This window comes from Mycobacterium sp. NGS68, assembly GCF_059812195.1.
The window spans coordinates 1-15,380 of record NZ_JCALCE010000025.1 but is presented as its reverse complement, the minus strand read 5'-3'; the positions used below and the strand labels follow the sequence as shown (position 1 = coordinate 15,380).

14 protein-coding genes are annotated in these 15,380 nt (G+C 68.3%); 6 read left to right on the top strand and 8 right to left on the bottom strand.

Features of this window, described 5'->3' with window-relative positions; translation table 11 throughout:
- Nucleotides 1–16 precede the first annotated feature (16 nt).
- Nucleotides 17–820, top strand: coding sequence for a TylF/MycF/NovP-related O-methyltransferase (locus tag AC5Y5V_RS23120; RefSeq protein ID WP_499940251.1), 804 nt, complete (start codon nucleotides 17–19; stop codon nucleotides 818–820).
- Nucleotides 821–832: 12 nt separating this feature from the next.
- On the opposite strand, the gene AC5Y5V_RS23115 is transcribed toward AC5Y5V_RS23120, so the two are convergent.
- Nucleotides 833–1,978, bottom strand: a complete 1,146-nt coding sequence (locus AC5Y5V_RS23115) for an LLM class flavin-dependent oxidoreductase (protein WP_499940250.1) — start codon at nucleotides 1,976–1,978, stop codon at nucleotides 833–835.
- Between the two features lie 139 nt (nucleotides 1,979–2,117).
- Here AC5Y5V_RS23115 and AC5Y5V_RS23110 point away from each other — a divergent pair, with 139 nt between their 5' ends.
- The 4 genes from AC5Y5V_RS23110 (at nucleotide 2,118) to purU (ending at nucleotide 6,581) form a co-directional block, all read left to right on the top strand.
- Nucleotides 2,118–2,930: a phthiotriol/phenolphthiotriol dimycocerosates methyltransferase gene (locus tag AC5Y5V_RS23110; protein ID WP_499940249.1), complete on the top strand. Its 813-nt coding sequence runs from the start codon at nucleotides 2,118–2,120 to the stop codon at nucleotides 2,928–2,930.
- Nucleotides 2,931–2,938: 8 nt separating this feature from the next.
- Nucleotides 2,939–4,195 (top strand): saccharopine dehydrogenase family protein, encoded by a 1,257-nt coding sequence (locus AC5Y5V_RS23105; protein ID WP_499940248.1) that lies wholly within the window; start codon nucleotides 2,939–2,941, stop codon nucleotides 4,193–4,195.
- Nucleotides 4,196–4,227: 32 nt separating this feature from the next.
- A complete protein-coding gene (locus tag AC5Y5V_RS23100) occupies nucleotides 4,228–5,412 on the top strand; it encodes a permease (RefSeq protein WP_499940247.1) in 1,185 nt (394 codons plus the stop codon).
- A 272-nt stretch (nucleotides 5,413–5,684) separates the two neighbouring features.
- On the top strand, nucleotides 5,685–6,581 hold the full coding sequence (purU, locus tag AC5Y5V_RS23095) for a formyltetrahydrofolate deformylase (RefSeq protein ID WP_499940246.1): 897 nt from the start codon (nucleotides 5,685–5,687) through the stop codon (nucleotides 6,579–6,581).
- A 148-nt stretch (nucleotides 6,582–6,729) separates the two neighbouring features.
- Here the strand turns inward: purU and coaD are convergent, their stop codons facing one another.
- The 6 genes from coaD to AC5Y5V_RS23065 form a co-directional block, all read right to left on the bottom strand.
- Nucleotides 6,730–7,212 carry a pantetheine-phosphate adenylyltransferase gene (coaD, locus tag AC5Y5V_RS23090; protein WP_499940245.1) on the bottom strand — a complete coding sequence of 161 codons (483 nt, stop codon included), beginning with the start codon at nucleotides 7,210–7,212 and terminating at the stop codon, nucleotides 6,730–6,732.
- A gap of 24 nt (nucleotides 7,213–7,236) precedes the next feature.
- Complete coding sequence (gene rsmD, locus AC5Y5V_RS23085) at nucleotides 7,237–7,791, bottom strand: 16S rRNA (guanine(966)-N(2))-methyltransferase RsmD (RefSeq protein WP_499940282.1); 555 nt, start codon at nucleotides 7,789–7,791, stop codon at nucleotides 7,237–7,239.
- Nucleotides 7,788–11,171, bottom strand: coding sequence for a pyruvate carboxylase (locus tag AC5Y5V_RS23080; protein WP_499940244.1), 3,384 nt, complete (start codon nucleotides 11,169–11,171; stop codon nucleotides 7,788–7,790). The genes rsmD and AC5Y5V_RS23080 overlap by 4 nt, the downstream gene beginning before the upstream one ends.
- Nucleotides 11,172–11,185: 14 nt before the next feature.
- Nucleotides 11,186–11,794 carry a vitamin K epoxide reductase family protein gene (locus AC5Y5V_RS23075; RefSeq protein ID WP_499940243.1) on the bottom strand — a complete coding sequence of 203 codons (609 nt, stop codon included), beginning with the start codon at nucleotides 11,792–11,794 and terminating at the stop codon, nucleotides 11,186–11,188.
- Nucleotides 11,791–12,573 carry a DsbA family protein gene (locus tag AC5Y5V_RS23070; protein WP_499940242.1) on the bottom strand — a complete coding sequence of 261 codons (783 nt, stop codon included), beginning with the start codon at nucleotides 12,571–12,573 and terminating at the stop codon, nucleotides 11,791–11,793. Before AC5Y5V_RS23070 ends, AC5Y5V_RS23075 begins: the two co-directional genes overlap by 4 nt.
- Before the next feature lie 77 nt (nucleotides 12,574–12,650).
- Nucleotides 12,651–13,769, bottom strand: coding sequence for an alpha/beta hydrolase (locus AC5Y5V_RS23065; protein WP_499940241.1), 1,119 nt, complete (start codon nucleotides 13,767–13,769; stop codon nucleotides 12,651–12,653).
- 218 nt (nucleotides 13,770–13,987) lie between these two features.
- Between AC5Y5V_RS23065 and AC5Y5V_RS23060 the strand changes: the two genes are divergently transcribed.
- Entirely contained in the window at nucleotides 13,988–14,833 is an 846-nt protein-coding gene (locus AC5Y5V_RS23060) for an aldo/keto reductase (protein WP_499940281.1), read from the top strand.
- Here AC5Y5V_RS23060 and AC5Y5V_RS23055 read toward each other — a convergent pair.
- On the bottom strand, nucleotides 14,830–15,380 hold a 551-nt coding region (locus AC5Y5V_RS23055; RefSeq protein WP_499940240.1), incomplete at its 5' end, for an HNH endonuclease family protein. The genes AC5Y5V_RS23060 and AC5Y5V_RS23055 overlap by 4 nt on opposite strands.

The window sequence follows — 15,380 nt, the reverse complement described above, 5'->3', positions numbered from 1 at the left end:
AGGGGCCGTTTTGACCGTGACCGATCGCGATGCGCGATCCGCGTACCTCGACGAGATCCGGCGCAAACTGACCAGATACGGGATGCCCGAGCAGATGCCCGATCGATGGCCGCTGCGCCGACGCCTTTTCCTCAAGACACTCAACACCTTTCAGCCCCTGTTGACGCGGGGCGTGACTGGTTCGCGCAAGCGCGAACTGGGCCTGGACTGGCCGGCGGACGCCGAGACGATGATCGGCATGAAGCGCCTCACCAGCCTGCAGGAGTGCGTGGAGACGGTGCTGACCGACGACGTCCCGGGTGACCTGGTCGAATGCGGGGTGTGGCGCGGCGGGGCGAGCATCCTGATGCGCGCGGTCTTGCAGGCCTACGGCGACGAGACGCGACGCGTCTGGCTGGCCGACTCGTTCGAGGGTCTGCCGCGGCCCGACACCAAGAATTTCAAAGCGGACAAGTGGATGCGGTTCTTCGTCAGCTCGCCGATCCTGGCGGTCTCCCAGGACGAGGTCAAGGCGAATTTCGAGCGCTACGGCCTGCTCGACGACCGGGTCCGCTTCCTGCCCGGCTGGTTCAAGGACACCCTGCACGACGCCCCGATCGAGAGCATCGCCGTGTTGCGCCTCGACGGCGACCTCTACGAATCCACGATCCAGGCGCTGGAGGCGCTCTACCCGCGCCTGTCCCCCGGCGGCTACTGCATCATCGACGACTACGTGCTCGGCTGCTGTGAGCAGGCCGTCAGCGACTACCGCACGAAGCACGGCATCACCGAGGAGATCGTCGACATCGACGGCACCGGCGCCCTGTGGCGCAAGGCCTGAACCCGTTGGGGATTAAAGCTTTCGCAACCCTTTGAGGACCTTGGCGTGCGGCAGGCTCGCCGCCACAGTCTTGGTGATCTTCGGGTTGACCAGGCTGCCGTTGATGATCAGCAGGTACCGCAGGCCGTGATCGCGCCATTCGGCGATCTGGCCGAGGACGTCGTCGGGCGTCCCGCTGAACACGACCTCCTTCATCAGGGCGCGCGGGACCTTGGACGTGTAGGACAGCACGTCCTCCTTGCTCATGGTTTGCGGGATCACGTCCACGACACCGGCGAAATCGGCGCCAAGCGGGTGTTCGACGCCGTGGCGCGCCCAGTCCGTCGCGGGTATCCCGAGCGCCGTGGTCTTCACGATGACCGAGTCCAGCGCCTCGTCCACGTCGTCCTGATTCAGGCCGGTGACCACGCCGCGGACCGCCGAGGCGGTGATGGACATCGGGTCGCGACCGGCGTCGGACGCGGCGGTGCGCACCGCTTCCAGCGAGCGACTGTAGTCGCTGGGCCGGACCGTGGTGATCGGGATCCAGGCGTCGGCGTAGCGGCCGGTGGCCCGCAGCGTGCGCGGGCCGTGGGACGCGACCCAGATCTCCGGCCACTTGCCCTTGAACGGCGGCAGATCGAACAGGGCGTCGTGCAGCGGAAAGAACGGCGAGTCGCGTTTGACCAACTGCCCGTTCGAGTTCCACAGCGCGCGAATGGTGGCCAACGCTTCCTCGAACCGGGCCACCGGCCGGGTCCAGTCGACGCCGTAGGGTTCGTTGCCTTCGCGCTCCCCCACGCCGATGCCCAGGATGGCCCGCCCGCGCGACAGCAGATGCAACGTCGCGGCTGCCTGAGCCGTGACCGCGGGGTTGCGGCGACCGGCGTCGGTGACGCAGACCCCGAGGCGCAGCCGGCTGATCTTGTTGCGCGCGGCGAGGTTGCCCAGCATCGTCCACGGCTCGAAGTTGGCGTCGATCTTGGGCACGAATCTGGCTGCGATGCCGAGGTATTCGGGCGTCGCGATCGAGCGCGGTACCAGCGCGTTCAGATGGTCGCCAACCCAATACGAGTCGGCACCCACCGAGGCCGCGAACAGCGAACTCGCCCGCGGCGCCAGGATCGGCGGAAAACGGGTGTGCACGAGCGCATCGACGAAACCGAAGGGGATTCCCATGCTCAGTGCCCGCAAGCCGGGCCGCAGATCAACGTCATGGTAGGGAAAGCTACCTCAGGCGGTGGTGGCTGCCCGTCGGCTTTCTCGAATTTCCTCGAACGCGATCGTCGGCGTTTGGTGTCTGCCATACTCCTTGCCCATGGCCTTCAGTCCGGCACATCGCCTCATCGCCCGTGTGGGTAGCACCGCGACCTACAAACGAGTCTGGAAGTACTGGTATCCGCTGATGACGCGGGGGCTCGGGGACGACGAAGTCGTGTTCATCAACTGGTCCTACGAGGAAGACCCGCCGATGGACCTGCCGCTCGAGTTGGCCGACGAGCCCAACCGATTCGGCATCAACCTGTATCACCGCACGGCGACGCAGGAGGACATCACCGGCAAGAAGGTGCTCGAGGTCAGCTGCGGGCACGGCGGGGGCGCGTCGTACCTGATGCGCACCTTGAAGCCGGCCTCCTATACCGCGCTGGACCTCAACCCGCGCGGCATCGCGTTCTGCCAGAAGACGCACCACCTGCCGGGTCTGGACTTCGTGCAGGGCGACGCCGAGAACCTGCCCTTCGACGACGAATCGTTCGACGTGTTGCTCAACGTCGAAGCCTCCCACTGCTATCCGCACTTTTCGCGCTTCCTCAAGGAGGTGGTGCGGGTGCTGCGTCCGGGCGGGTACTTCCTCTACACCGACCTGCGCCCCAACGTGCGGATCGCCGAGTGGGAGGCCGACCTGGCCGCGTGCCCGCTGCGGCAGCTCTCGCAGCAGGAAATCAACGAGGGGATTCTGCGCGGCATCGAGAAGAACTCGGCCAAATCGAAGGATTTGATCAAGCGCCACATGCGCGGACCGCTGAGCATCGTGGGCCGCGAATTCCTCGGCCAGCAGGGCACAGTCATCAACGGCTACATGCAGAGCGGGGACATCTCCTACCGGAGATACTCCTTCGTCAAGGACTGAGCGCCCGTATGAGCGGCCTGGACCGCGAGCTCGACATAGTCGTCTACGGCGCCACCGGGTTCTCCGGCAAGCTGACGGCCCAATACCTGGCCCGCGCGGGCGCCGCGGCCCGCATCGGGCTGGCCGGGCGTTCCGGCGAGCGATTGTCGGCGGTGCGGGCTGAACTGGGGCCGGCCGCGCGGGATTGGCCGCTGGTGATCGCCGACGCGTCGGAGCCGTCGAGCCTGGATGCGATGGCCGCCCGCACCCAGGTGATCCTGACGACCGTCGGGCCCTACACCCGCTACGGGTTGCCGCTGGTTGCCGCCTGTGCCAGGGCCGGAACGGATTACGCGGACCTGACCGGTGAGCTGATGTTCGTGCGCAACAGCATCGACCAGTACCACAAGCAGGCGATCGACACCGGTGCCCGGATTGTGGTCTCGTGCGGATTCGATTCGGTTCCTTCAGATTTGAGTGTCTATCTGCTGTATCGCCAGGCCGTCGAGGACGGCACCGGCGAACTCTGCGACACCGACCTGGTGCTGCGCGCGTTCTCCCAGCTCGGCGTCTCCGGCGGCTCGGTGGGAACGTACCTGGAAGGCATGCGCGGCGCGTCCAGCGACCCCGAGGCCCACCGGCTGGTCAAGGACCCCTACACGCTGAGCCCGGACCGGAGCGCGGAGCCCGAACTCGGCCCGCAGCGCGACTTTTCCCGACGCCGTGGGCGCGATCTGGCACCCGAGCTCACCGGCTACTGGACCGGCGCGTTCGTGCAGGGGCCCTACAATGCGCGAATCGTCCGCCGCAGCAATGCCTTAATGGACTTTGCCTACGGTCGCCGGTTCCGCTACTCCGAGACGATGAGCCTGGGCAAGTCGGTTGCCGCGCCGGTGGCCGCCGCGCTCGCCACGGGCGCCATCGCCGCCGGCATCGGCCTGGGCAACCGCTACGCCAGCCGGCTGCCGCAACGCCTGGTGAATCGCATCCCCCCGAAATCGGGCGCCGGTCCGGGCCAGAAGACCAGGGACCGCGGGCATTACCGGTTCGAGACGTACACCACCACGACTACCGGCGCCCGCTATATGGCGACCTTCGCGCAGCGCGTCGACGCCTACCAGGCGACGGCGGTGCAGCTGGGCGAGAGCGGCCTGGCGCTGGCGCTCGACCGTGATCGGCTCTCCGACCTGCGCGGCGTGCTCACCCCCGCCGCGGCGATGGGCGATGCGCTGCTGGCGCGCCTTCCGGGCGCCGGGGTGTCGATCGACGTGGCGCGGTTAAATTGACACATACCCCATAGGGGTATATTGTGAGCGGGATGACGGACCGAGCGCTGCGAGCCGTCGGCCACGCGTTGGCGCTGACCGGTTCGATGACGTGGGAAATACTGTGGGCGCTGATCCTGGGCTTCGCTTTGTCGGCGGTGGTCCAGGCCGTCGTGCGCCGATCGACGATCGTCAGCCTGATGGGCGACGACCGGCCCCGCACCCTCGCGGTCGCAGCCGGGCTGGGGGCGGCGTCGTCGTCGTGCTCCTACGCCGCCGTCGCACTGGCGCGATCCCTGTTCCGCAAGGGCGCCAACTTCACCGCCGCAATGGCTTTCGAGATCGGCTCCACCAACCTCGTGGTGGAGCTGGGCATCATCCTGGCCCTGCTGATGGGCTGGCAGTTCACCGCCGCCGAATTCCTCGGCGGCCCACTGATGATCATCGTGCTGGCCCTGCTGTTCCGGCTGTTCGTGCGTGCCCGGCTCATCGACGCCGCCCGCGAGCAGGCGGACAAGGGCATCGCCGGCTCGATGGAAGGCCATGCGGCCATGGACATGTCCGTCGGCGGCGACGGCTCTTTCGTGCGGCGGCTCTTTTCGCCGCGGGGCTTCACCTCTGTCTCGCACGTGTTCGTCATGGAGTGGCTTGCGATCCTGCGCGACCTGATCATCGGGCTGTTCATCGCCGGCGCCATCGCGGCGTGGGTTCCCGAAACGTTCTGGCAGGAATTCTTTTTGGCCGATCACCCGGGCTGGTCGGCGATCTGGGGACCGATCGTGGGGCCGTTGGTGGCTATCGCGTCGTTCGTCTGCTCGATCGGCAACGTGCCGCTGGCCGCGGTGCTGTGGAACGGCGGCATCAGCTTCGGCGGCGTCATCGCGTTCATCTTCGCCGACCTGCTGATCCTGCCGATCCTCAACATCTACCGTAAGTACTACGGCACGAAGATGATGCTGACGCTGCTCGGCACCTTCTACGTGTCGATGGTCGTCGCCGGCTACCTCGTCGAACTCATCTTCGGCACAGCGCATCTCATTCCACACGAGCGCAACGCGATGATCATGTCCGCGGGGATTTCGTGGAATTACACCACCTGGCTCAACATCGCGTTTCTGCTCTTCGCGGCGCTGCTGGTCGTTCGGTTTTTCACGTCGGGCGGGCTACCGATGCTGCGCATGATGGGCGGCTCGCCCGCCGCCGAGCCCGATCAGCACTCGCATCACGAACACCACTAGTATCCTGGCCGCGCCGAGCGGCCGCGAATCGCAGGCCTGAGGGCGCTTTTCCCGCGAATTTGGGCGCGCCTGCGGTGGGTGGTGCAGGGTATTCGCGCGAGCGGCCTCAAATTGCAGGTCTGCTCGTGAGCGGCCGCAAATTGCAGGCTATTGCGCTAGTTTGGCGCACTTTTGGGGCCGCTCGCACTCGCCGGGCCACACGCTCACGGGACTGGCGGCCAAGGGTAACCTGACGCCTTGATAGGGGACTGATAGGGGACTGAAAGGGGACCATGACCGAAAACTTCCCGCTGCGCCCCAGTGGCCCACCACCCCCAGCCGACATCGGCAGGCTGCTGTTGCGCTGCGATGACCGCCACGGCATCATCGCCGCCGTCAGCGCATTCCTGGCCGGGGCGGGCGCCAACATCATCTCCCTCGATCAGCACTCGACCGCGCCAGAGGGCGGAACATTTCTGCAGCGCGCCATCTTTCACCTGCCCGGCCTGACGGCGGCCATCGACGACCTGGACCGCGAGTTCGGCAGCAGCCTCGCAGAAGAATTCGGCATCGACTACCGGTTCACCGAGGCCGCGCGGCCCAAGCGGGTCGCGATCATGGCGTCCAAGGAGGACCACTGCCTGTTAGATCTGTTGTGGCGCAACCGTCGCGGCGAGCTGGAGATGTCGGTCGCCATGGTGATCGCCAACCATCCCCACCTGGCCGAGCACGTCCGCCCGTTCGGTGTGCCGTTCATCCACATCCCCGCTACTCGCGACACCCGCGCCGAGGCCGAGCAGCGTCAGCTGCAATTGCTGCGCGGCAACGTCGATCTGGTTGTCCTGGCACGCTACATGCAGGTTTTGACGCAGGACTTCCTCGACGCCGTCGGCTGTCCCCTGATCAACATCCACCACTCCTTCCTGCCGGCCTTCACCGGCGCGTCGCCCTATAAGCGGGCGCGCGAGCGCGGCGTCAAGCTGGTGGGCGCGACCGCCCACTACGTCACCGAAATGCTCGACGAGGGCCCGATCATCGAACAGGACGTGGTCCGTGTGGACCACAACCACACCGTCGACGACCTGGTGCGCGTCGGCGCCGACGTCGAACGCGCCGTGCTGTCCCGCGCGGTGCTCTGGCACTGCCAGGACCGCGTCATCGTGCACGACAACCAGACCGTCGTCTTCTGACTCCTGGCGTTCTGCCGCTTCGCGCAACGTGCGCGGACGGCGAGTCTGCGGTGATGGCATCGAGCCTGCGTCCTGGGTGTGGTCGACGCCGAAATCGGCGCCCTGAGCGCAGGATCGGCGAGAGGCGTGGGGCGACGCGGAGCGGGGATCAGTCCGCGCGGGAAAGCCGCTCGCGCAGGCGACGGTTCACCGCCTCGGGCAGCAGCTCGGTCACATCACCGCCGAGCATCGCGACCTCCTTGGCCAGCGACGACGACACGAACGAATACCGCGGCGCGGTCGCGACGAAAAACGTGTCGACGCCGGCGACGTGCCTGTTCATCTGCGCCATCTGCAGCTCGTACTCGAAGTCGGTGCCGGTGCGCAGACCCTTGACGATCGCCGTCATCCCCCGGCTCCGGACGAAGTCGACCACCAGACCCTGACCGGCCTCCACCCGCAGGTTGGGCAGGTGCGCCGTCGACTCCTCGATCATCGCGATCCGCTCATCGAGGTCGAACATGCCCTTCTTGGCGGGGTTGACCAGGATCGCCACCAGGACGTCGTCGAACTGGGCGCAGGCGCGTTCGAACACGTCGATATGGCCCAACGTCACCGGGTCGAAGGACCCCGGGCATACCGCGCCGCTCATGAACGACCACGCTATCAGCGCGGCTCAGCCCACCTCGGCCAACTCCAGGCGGGTGTCGCCGTACACCCGCGACGGCCACGGGCTCCAGCCCGCCGGCCAGGTCAGTGCCGCCCCGCCCGCCCCGCGCTCCACGACCGCGACGGTCCCGTCGCGCACCCAGCCGTGTGCGTCCAGTGCCAGAAGGACGGCGTCCACGTCAGCGGAGTCCACCTCGTAGGGCGGGTCGGCCAGCACCAGATCCACCGGCGCCGCCGCGCCGCGGGCGAGGACGGCGCCCACCGCACCGCGGCGCAGCGTCGCACCGGGCAGGCCCACGGTCTCGATGTTGCGGGCGATGACGGCCGCGGCACGCGGGTCCGATTCCACGAACAGCACCGAGGCCGCCCCGCGGGACAATGCCTCCAGACCGAGCGCACCGGAGCCGGCGTAGAGGTCCAGCACCGCAAGGCCGGCCAGATCCAGGCGCGCGGTCAGGACATTGAACAGCGCCTCGCGCACCCGATCCGTGGTGGGCCGGGTCCCCCGCGGCGGCACCGCGAGGCGCCGGCCCCCGGCAACGCCGCCGACGATTCGGGTCAGCTCAGCACCACCAGCAGGTCTCCGCCCTCCACCTGCGCGGCGTCCGACAGCGCAACCCGTTCCACGACACCGTCTTTGGGCGCGGTGATCGGGGCCTCCATCTTCATCGCCTCGATGGTTGCGACGGTCTGCCCGGCGGTCACGTTGTCGCCCTCGGCCACGGATACGGTGACCACGCCGTCGAACGGCGCGGCGATGTGCCCGGGGTTGCCGCGATCGGCCTTCTCGGCGGCCGCGACCGCGCTGGCGATGCTGCGATCCCGCACCAGCACCGGCCGCAGCTGGCCGTTGATGATGCACATCACCGTGCGCATGCCGCGCTCGTCGGGCTCGGAGATGGCCTCCAGACCGATCAACAGCTCGACGCCGCGCTCCAGCGTGACGCGGTGCTCCTCGCCCTGCCGCAGACCGTAGAAGAACTGGTTGGCCGACAGTTGTGAGGTGTCGCCGTAGTTTTCCCGGTGCTCCTCGAATTCCTTTGTCGGGCCGGGGAACAGCAGCCGATTCAGGGTGGCCTGCCGCTTGGGTCCGCCCGTGTTCAGGGCGGCCTCGTCGTCGGGCGTCAGCTCCTGGGTGGGCCTGGCGGGCGCGCGGCCGGCCAGCGCCGACGTGCGCAGCGGCTCGGGCCACCCGCCGGCCGGGTCGCCCAGTTCACCGCGCAGGAACCCGATCACCGACTCCGGAATATCGAATCGACCTGGCTCGGCGGCGAATTCGTCCGCGTCGGCCCCCGCGCCGACCAGCGCCAGCGCCAGGTCGCCGACCACCTTCGACGATGGCGTGACCTTGATCAGCCGGCCCAGCACCCGGTCGGCGCCGGCGTAGGCATCCTCGATCTCCTCGAACCGGTCGCCCAGACCCAGCGCGATCGCCTGCTGCCGCAGGTTCGACAGCTGACCCCCGGGAATCTCGTGGTGGTACACCCGCCCCGTCGGCCCGGGCAACCCGGATTCGAAGGGCGCGTACACCTTTCGCAGCGCCTCCCAGTAGGGCTCGAGCGCGCAGACCGCCGCCAGCGACAGGCCGGTGTCGTAGTCGGTGTGCGCGGCGGCGGCGACGATCGAGCTCAGCGCGGGCTGGCTGGTGGTGCCGGCCATCGGGGCGGCGGCGCCGTCGACGGCGCTGGCCCCGGCCTGCCACGCGGCGACGTAGCTGGCCAGCTGGCCGCCCGGCGTGTCGTGGGTGTGCACGTGCACCGGCAGTTCGAAGCGGCTGCGCAGCGCGCTTACCAGCCGCGTGGCCGCCGGCGGCCGCAACAGCCCGGCCATGTCCTTGATGCCCAGCACGTGGGCGCCGGCGTCCACGATCTGCTCGGCCAGCTTCAGGTAGTAGTCCAGGGTGTAGAGGTTTTCCTCCGGGTCGGACAGGTCGCCGGTGTAGCACATCGCGACTTCGGCTATCGCGGAACCGGTTTCGCGCACAGCGTCGATCGCCGGGCGCATCGCCTCGATGTTGTTCAGGGCGTCGAAGATGCGGAAGATGTCGATGCCGGTGGCCGTCGCCTCCGCGACGAACGCCGACGTGACCAGCTCCGGATAGGGCGTGTAGCCGACCGTGTTGCGGCCCCGCAGCAACATCTGCAGGCAGATGTTGGGTATCGCCTCACGCAGCGCGGCCAGCCGCTCCCACGGGTCCTCCTTGAGGAATCGCAGCGCGACGTCGTAGGTCGCGCCGCCCCAGCACTCCACCGACAGCAGCTGCGGGACCGTGCGCGCGAGATACGGCGCCACCATCATCAGCCCGCTGGTCCGCACCCGCGTGGCCAGCAGCGACTGGTGTGCGTCACGGAACGTGGTGTCGGTGACCCCCACCGCCGGCGACTCCCGCATCCAGCGCGCGAAGCCGTCGGGCCCGAGCTCCATCAGCCGCTGTTTGGACCCGGCCGGCGGCGGCGCCTCCAAGTCGATATCGGGCAGCTTGTCGTGCGGGTACGCCTTCGACGGCCGGGCGCCGTGCGGCTGGTTGACGGTGACATCGGCCAGATAGTTGAGGATCTTGGTGCCGCGGTCGGCGGACCCGCGCGCGGTCAGCAGCTGCGGTCGCTCGTCGATGAACGACGTGGTGATGCGGCCGGCCCGGAAGTCCGGGTCGTCCAGAACCGCCTGCAGGAAGGGGATATTCGTCGACACGCCGCGGATCCGGAACTCCGCTATCGCCCGGCGCGCCCGCGCCACCGCGCTGTCGAAGTCGCGGCCCCGGCACGTCAGCTTGACCAGCATGGAGTCGAAGTGCGCGCTGATCTCCGCGCCCAGGTTGGTGCTGCCGTCCAGGCGGATGCCGGCGCCGCCGGGGGTGCGCAGCGCGCTGATCCGGCCGGTGTCGGGCCGAAAGCCGTTGGCGGGGTCCTCGGTGGTGATCCGGCACTGCAGCGCAGCGCCGTGCGGGGCGATGTCCTGCTGGCGCAGCCCCAGATCGTCGAGCGACTCCCCCGACGCGATCCGCAGCTGGCTGGACACCAGGTCGACGTCGGTGATCTCCTCGGTGACTGTGTGCTCGACCTGGATGCGCGGGTTCATCTCGATGAACACGTACTCGCCGTCTTCGGACAGCAGAAACTCCACGGTTCCGGCGCAGCTGTAGCCGATGTGACGAGCGAAAGCGACGGCGTCCGAACACATTTTGTCGCGCAGCTCGGGACTGAGATTGGGTGCCGGCGCCAACTCGATGACCTTCTGGTGGCGACGCTGCACGCTGCAGTCACGTTCGTAGAGGTGGATCACGTTGCCGTGGGTGTCGGCCAGGATCTGCACCTCGATGTGGCGCGGGTGCAGCACCGCCTGCTCGAGATAGACCGTCGAATCCCCGAACGCGGACTCGGCCTCCCGGCTGGCCGCCTCGATCGCGTCGGGCAGGGCGTCGATGTCGCCGACGCGCCGCATGCCCCGGCCGCCGCCTCCGGCAACGGCCTTGACGAACAACGGAAATCGCATCTCCGACGCCGCCGCCACCAGCTCGTCGACCGCACTCGACGGCGCCGAGGACATCAGCACCGGCAGCCCCGCCTCACGCGCCGCGGCGATGGCCCGGGACTTGTTGCCGGTCAGCTTGAGCACGTCGGCGCTGGGCCCGACGAACGTGATGCCGCCGGCCGCGCAGGCGGCCGCCAATTCCGGGTTCTCCGACAGGAAGCCGTACCCGGGGTAGATGGCGTCGGCTCCTGCGCGGCGGGCGGTTTCGACGATTTCGTCGACGGACAGGTAGGCGCGCACCGGGTGCCCGGTGTCGCCGATCTGGTAGGACTCGTCGGCCTTGAGCCGGTGCTGGGAGTTGCGGTCCTCGTACGGGTAGACGGCCACCGTGCCGATGCCCAGCTCGTAGGCCGCGCGGAAGGCGCGGATCGCAATCTCCCCGCGATTGGCCACCAGCACCTTGGAGATCATCTGTGGCCCCTTGCTTAGAGAAGTGTCGACCAATAGTTCCAGAATTGCACCATGATCAACAGGAACACCGCGGTGAACCACAGGGTGGCCAGCGACCAGCGCCACTGGTAGAGCACCCGGGCCGGCGTGCTACCACCGGTCTCCAGCGCCGGACGCGCCAGGATGGCGGCCAGCACCACCACCAGCGAGACGGTGAACACCCACACCACCATGCAGTACGGGCACAGCGCCCCGATCCGATACAGGCTCTGGTAGATCAGCCAGTGCACGAACCCGGCGCCGACCAGCGTCCCGACCAGCAGCCCGACCCAATACCATTTCGGCAGAGCAACTTTGGACACCGCCAGCACCCCGGTGACCAGCACCACCGTGAACGCGACGATGCCCAGCAGCGAGTTGGGGAAGCCCAGCACGGACGCCTGCGGTGTGGTCATGACCGACCCGCACGAGACCAGCGGGCTGAAGTTGCACGACGGCTTGTAGGCCGGGTTGATGAGCAGCTCGATCTTCTCGATCGTCAGCAACATCGCGCACACCAGGCCGATCACGCCGGCGACCAGCACGAACCACGCGCTGGCCGCGGGCACCCCGGTGCGGGGTGCGGCAGGCTCCGCGGAGGTCACGCCGCCGGAGGCGCGGCAGCCGCGTCGATGCCCGGCACGTCGCCCACGATGCTCTTGATCTTGGCGACCAGGTCCTGCGGCGACTGCGGCGAGAAGTCCTCCCCGTTGACCTTGATCGTCGGCGTGGCGTAGATCTTGACCAGTCCGGCCTCGGCGGCGACCTTGTCGGCGTACTTGCCACTCTTGATGCAGTCGGCGACCTTGGACCCGGGACCGACGTCGACGCCCGCGAGGCGCGCCCGCTCGACCAGCCAGTTGTTGTCGGGGAAGTCCGGACCCTTCTCGGAGGGCTGGGTGTTCGGGCTGAACAGCTCGCTGTGGAACTTGCGGAACAGATCCTTGGACTCGTCGGCGACACACAGTGCCGCGCCGCCGGCCCGCGATGAATAGTTGTGGGTCATCGGCCTGTCGAGGATGGCCAGCATGGAGTAGTCGGCCGCGATGGCGCCGATGTCGATCAGCTTGGACACCGTCGGGCCGTATTCCGCCTCCCACGCGGCGCAGTTCGGGCACAGGAAGTCCTCGTAGAGGGTGACGACGGCCTTCGGGTCGGTGCTGCCCGGCTTGGTGACGAGCTTGCTGGACGTGATCCGCACCGTGTCGCCCGGCCCGGTGACGGCGGGTGACTTGTTGTCATGGTTCTTTGTCACGATGTAGAACACGAGCGCGACCGCGAACAGGACGACGACCGCGGTGCCGCCGATCTGGATCAGCCGGCCGAGTTTGCCGTCGGGGTTCTTCAGGTCCGGTCGCGAGGGACGCTTCGATTTGTCGGCCACAGGTTTGCTGATCCTTCGGTGTCGGCTTGTCCCGACCGCAATCGCGCGGCGGCGCCTCTAGAGTACCGGCGGCCCGGTCAGACCCGGGTCAGGTGCGCGCGCAGCGCGGAGATCAGCTCGTTGGTGGCCTCGGCGCTGCCGCCGCCGAGCGGGAACAGGTTGGCGAACCCATGCGTCAGCGAGCCCAGATAACGCAGGTCCACCGGCGTCCCGGCGGCCCGCAGGACCTCGGCGTAGCTCTCGCCCTCGTCGCGCAGGGGGTCGAAGCCGGCCACCGCGATCAGCGCCGGCGGCAGCCCGGCGTGCGAGGGCGCCAACAGCGGCGAGATCCGCGGGTCGGCCGGATCGATGTCCGTGCCACGCAGGTACTGCGCATGGAACCAGTCCATGTCCCGCTTGGTCAGCAGGAAGCCGGTGGCGAAGAGGCTCATCGACCGCGTGTGGGCGGTGAAATCGGTTCGCGGGTAGAGCAGCCACTGCAACACCGGCGCGGGCGCTCCCGCGTCGCGCGCCCGCAGGCATACCACCGCCGCCAGGTTGCCGCCCGCGCTGTCGCCCCCGACCGCCACCTGACCGGCGATAGCGCCGAGTTCCTCGGCGTGGGCGTGGGCCCACTCGAAGGCCGCGTAGGCGTCTTCGACCGCGGCCGGGGCCGAATGCTCGGGCGCCAACCGATAGTCGATCGACAGCACGTGCACGCCGGCGTCGCGGCAGGTCAACCGGCACAGCGCGTCGTGGGTGTCCAGGTCGCCGATGGTCCAGCCGCCGCCGTGGTAGAAGACCAGCAGCGGCGCCGCCGCGTCGCCGGCCGGGAGGTAGTGCCGCGCGCCGATCGGACCGGCCGGGCCCGGTACGGACAGGTCGCGGACGTCGACGTGCACCTGCGGGCCGGGAAGTTCCAGGATGGTCTCGCGCATCTGGGCGCGGGACGCGGGCACGTCGTCGTCCACGGCCAGGCCGTCGATGCCGGCGAGGCGCAGGCCGGCGAGCATCAGCTGCAGCGTGGGGTCCAGGGTGTTGCCGTCGACGATCACCGATCGGCCGCCCGACAGCACCCGCTTCGCCGGGGCCGGGATCCAGGGAATCACCTTCGCCCCGACCGTCGCGACGCGACCCTGCAGGCGGCTCGTCCACCCCAGGGGTGCACCCTTTGCCCCAAGATTGAGAGCCGGCGCGCTCGGCAGACTCTTTGTCATGGCTGCTCCCTGTTCGGTCCTCCGCCCTGCGACCAACTGTACGTGGTGAGCAAACCGACGAATGCTGCCGGACACCCGCGCGGGCGTTGCTTAGGTGGCATATTCAACTCGGTAAGATCGTGTTTTCCAAGTCGGTCCACCCCCTCACGGATTGCGATGACGGAACCCGGCTTGGTCCAAACCCAAGTACCTTCAATTCCACAGGCAGGTGAATGACGTTGACTGGCGAGTCGGGCGCCACCGTCCCTTCCATATCCCTCAACGACGAGCAGACGATGCCGGTGCTCGGCCTCGGCGTGGCGGACCTGTCCGACGATGAGACCGAACGCGCGGTGACCGCGGCGCTGGAAATCGGCTGCCGGCTCATCGACACTGCCGCCGTCTACGGCAACGAAGCCGCCGTCGGGCGCGCGATCGCGGCCTCCGGGATTCCCAGGGCGGAGCTGTTCGTCACCACCAAGCTGGCCACCGCGGATCAGGGCTTCACCAGCGCGCAGAATGCCTGCCCGGCCAGCCTGGAGCGGCTCGGCCTGGAGTATGTGGACCTGTACCTGGTGCACTGGCCGGCGCCGTCGCTGGGCCAGTACGTCGACTCCTTCGGCGGCCTCATCCAGTGCCAGGCGCAGGGGCTGACCCGCTCGATCGGCGTCTCCAACTTCACCGACGAGCATCTGGAGATGGTCATCGACCTCACCTTCGTCACGCCGGCGGTGAACCAGATCGAGCTGCACCCGCTGCTGAACCAGGCCGAGATGCGCAAGACGAACGCGCAGCACAACATCGTCACGCAGTCCTACACCCCGCTGGTCCTGGGCCGGTTGATGGACAACCCGACGGTGACCTCGGTCGCCGAGCAGTACGGCAAGACGCCCGCGCAGGTGCTGCTGCGGTGGAACCTGCAGCTGGGCAACGCGGTCATCTTCCGATCGGGCAAGCCCGAGCACATCGCCACGAACTTCGACGTCTTCGACTTCGAGTTGACCGCCGACCACATGGACGCGATCAACGGCCTCAACGACGGCACCCGGGTGCGCCCGGACCCCGAGACCTACGACGGAAGCTAACCCGTCGGGCAGGTGGCCGCGGCACCGCGCAGCACGTCGGCCGACGCCTGATCCACCGGCAACTGGTAGCCGCGCAGCACGGCGATGAACTGCATGGCGTACTGGCACGCGAACGCGCCGTTGGGCGGCATCCAATGCGCCGGCGGCGAATCGCCCTTGTCCTGGTTGGTGTGGCCCTCGACGGCCAGCAGGTTGGCCGGGTCGTTGGCGAAGCGCAGCCGCTGCGGCGCCGGCCACCCGTAGGCGCCCATGTCCCACGCGTACGCGAGCGGGACGATGTGGTCGATCTGCACCGATTCGCCGACCTTGGGGCCGCGCTGGAACACGACGACGAGGTTGGTGTACGGGTCGTGCAGGATGCCGGTGGCCACCGCGGCCGGGCACCGCTTGGTAATCACATACGTCTTGGCGACCAGGTCGCGGTCGAGGATGTCGTCGCGGGTATCGCAGCCGTTGTGTCCGCCGGGGGCGTCGTTGTCGTCGTCCCAGGCGTCGCCGAAGGCCAACCTGCGGTAGTCGTAGCGGTGTTGCCGCTGCGGTATGACGA

Bases quoted from the DNA above. Each gene is read 5' to 3' on its own strand.
- AC5Y5V_RS23115 (WP_499940250.1), bottom strand. From the start codon at position 1,978: ATGGGAATCCCCTTCGGTTTCGTCGATGCGCTCGTGCACACCCGTTTT.
- AC5Y5V_RS23110 (WP_499940249.1), top strand. From the start codon at position 2,118: ATGGCCTTCAGTCCGGCACATCGCCTCATCGCCCGTGTGGGTAGCACC.
- AC5Y5V_RS23105 (WP_499940248.1), top strand. From the start codon at position 2,939: ATGAGCGGCCTGGACCGCGAGCTCGACATAGTCGTCTACGGCGCCACC.
- AC5Y5V_RS23100 (WP_499940247.1), top strand. From the start codon at position 4,228: ATGACGGACCGAGCGCTGCGAGCCGTCGGCCACGCGTTGGCGCTGACC.
- purU (WP_499940246.1), top strand. From the start codon at position 5,685: ATGACCGAAAACTTCCCGCTGCGCCCCAGTGGCCCACCACCCCCAGCC.
- coaD (WP_499940245.1), bottom strand. From the start codon at position 7,212: ATGAGCGGCGCGGTATGCCCGGGGTCCTTCGACCCGGTGACGTTGGGC.
- AC5Y5V_RS23080 (WP_499940244.1), bottom strand. From the start codon at position 11,171: ATGATCTCCAAGGTGCTGGTGGCCAATCGCGGGGAGATTGCGATCCGC.
- AC5Y5V_RS23065 (WP_499940241.1), bottom strand. From the start codon at position 13,769: ATGACAAAGAGTCTGCCGAGCGCGCCGGCTCTCAATCTTGGGGCAAAG.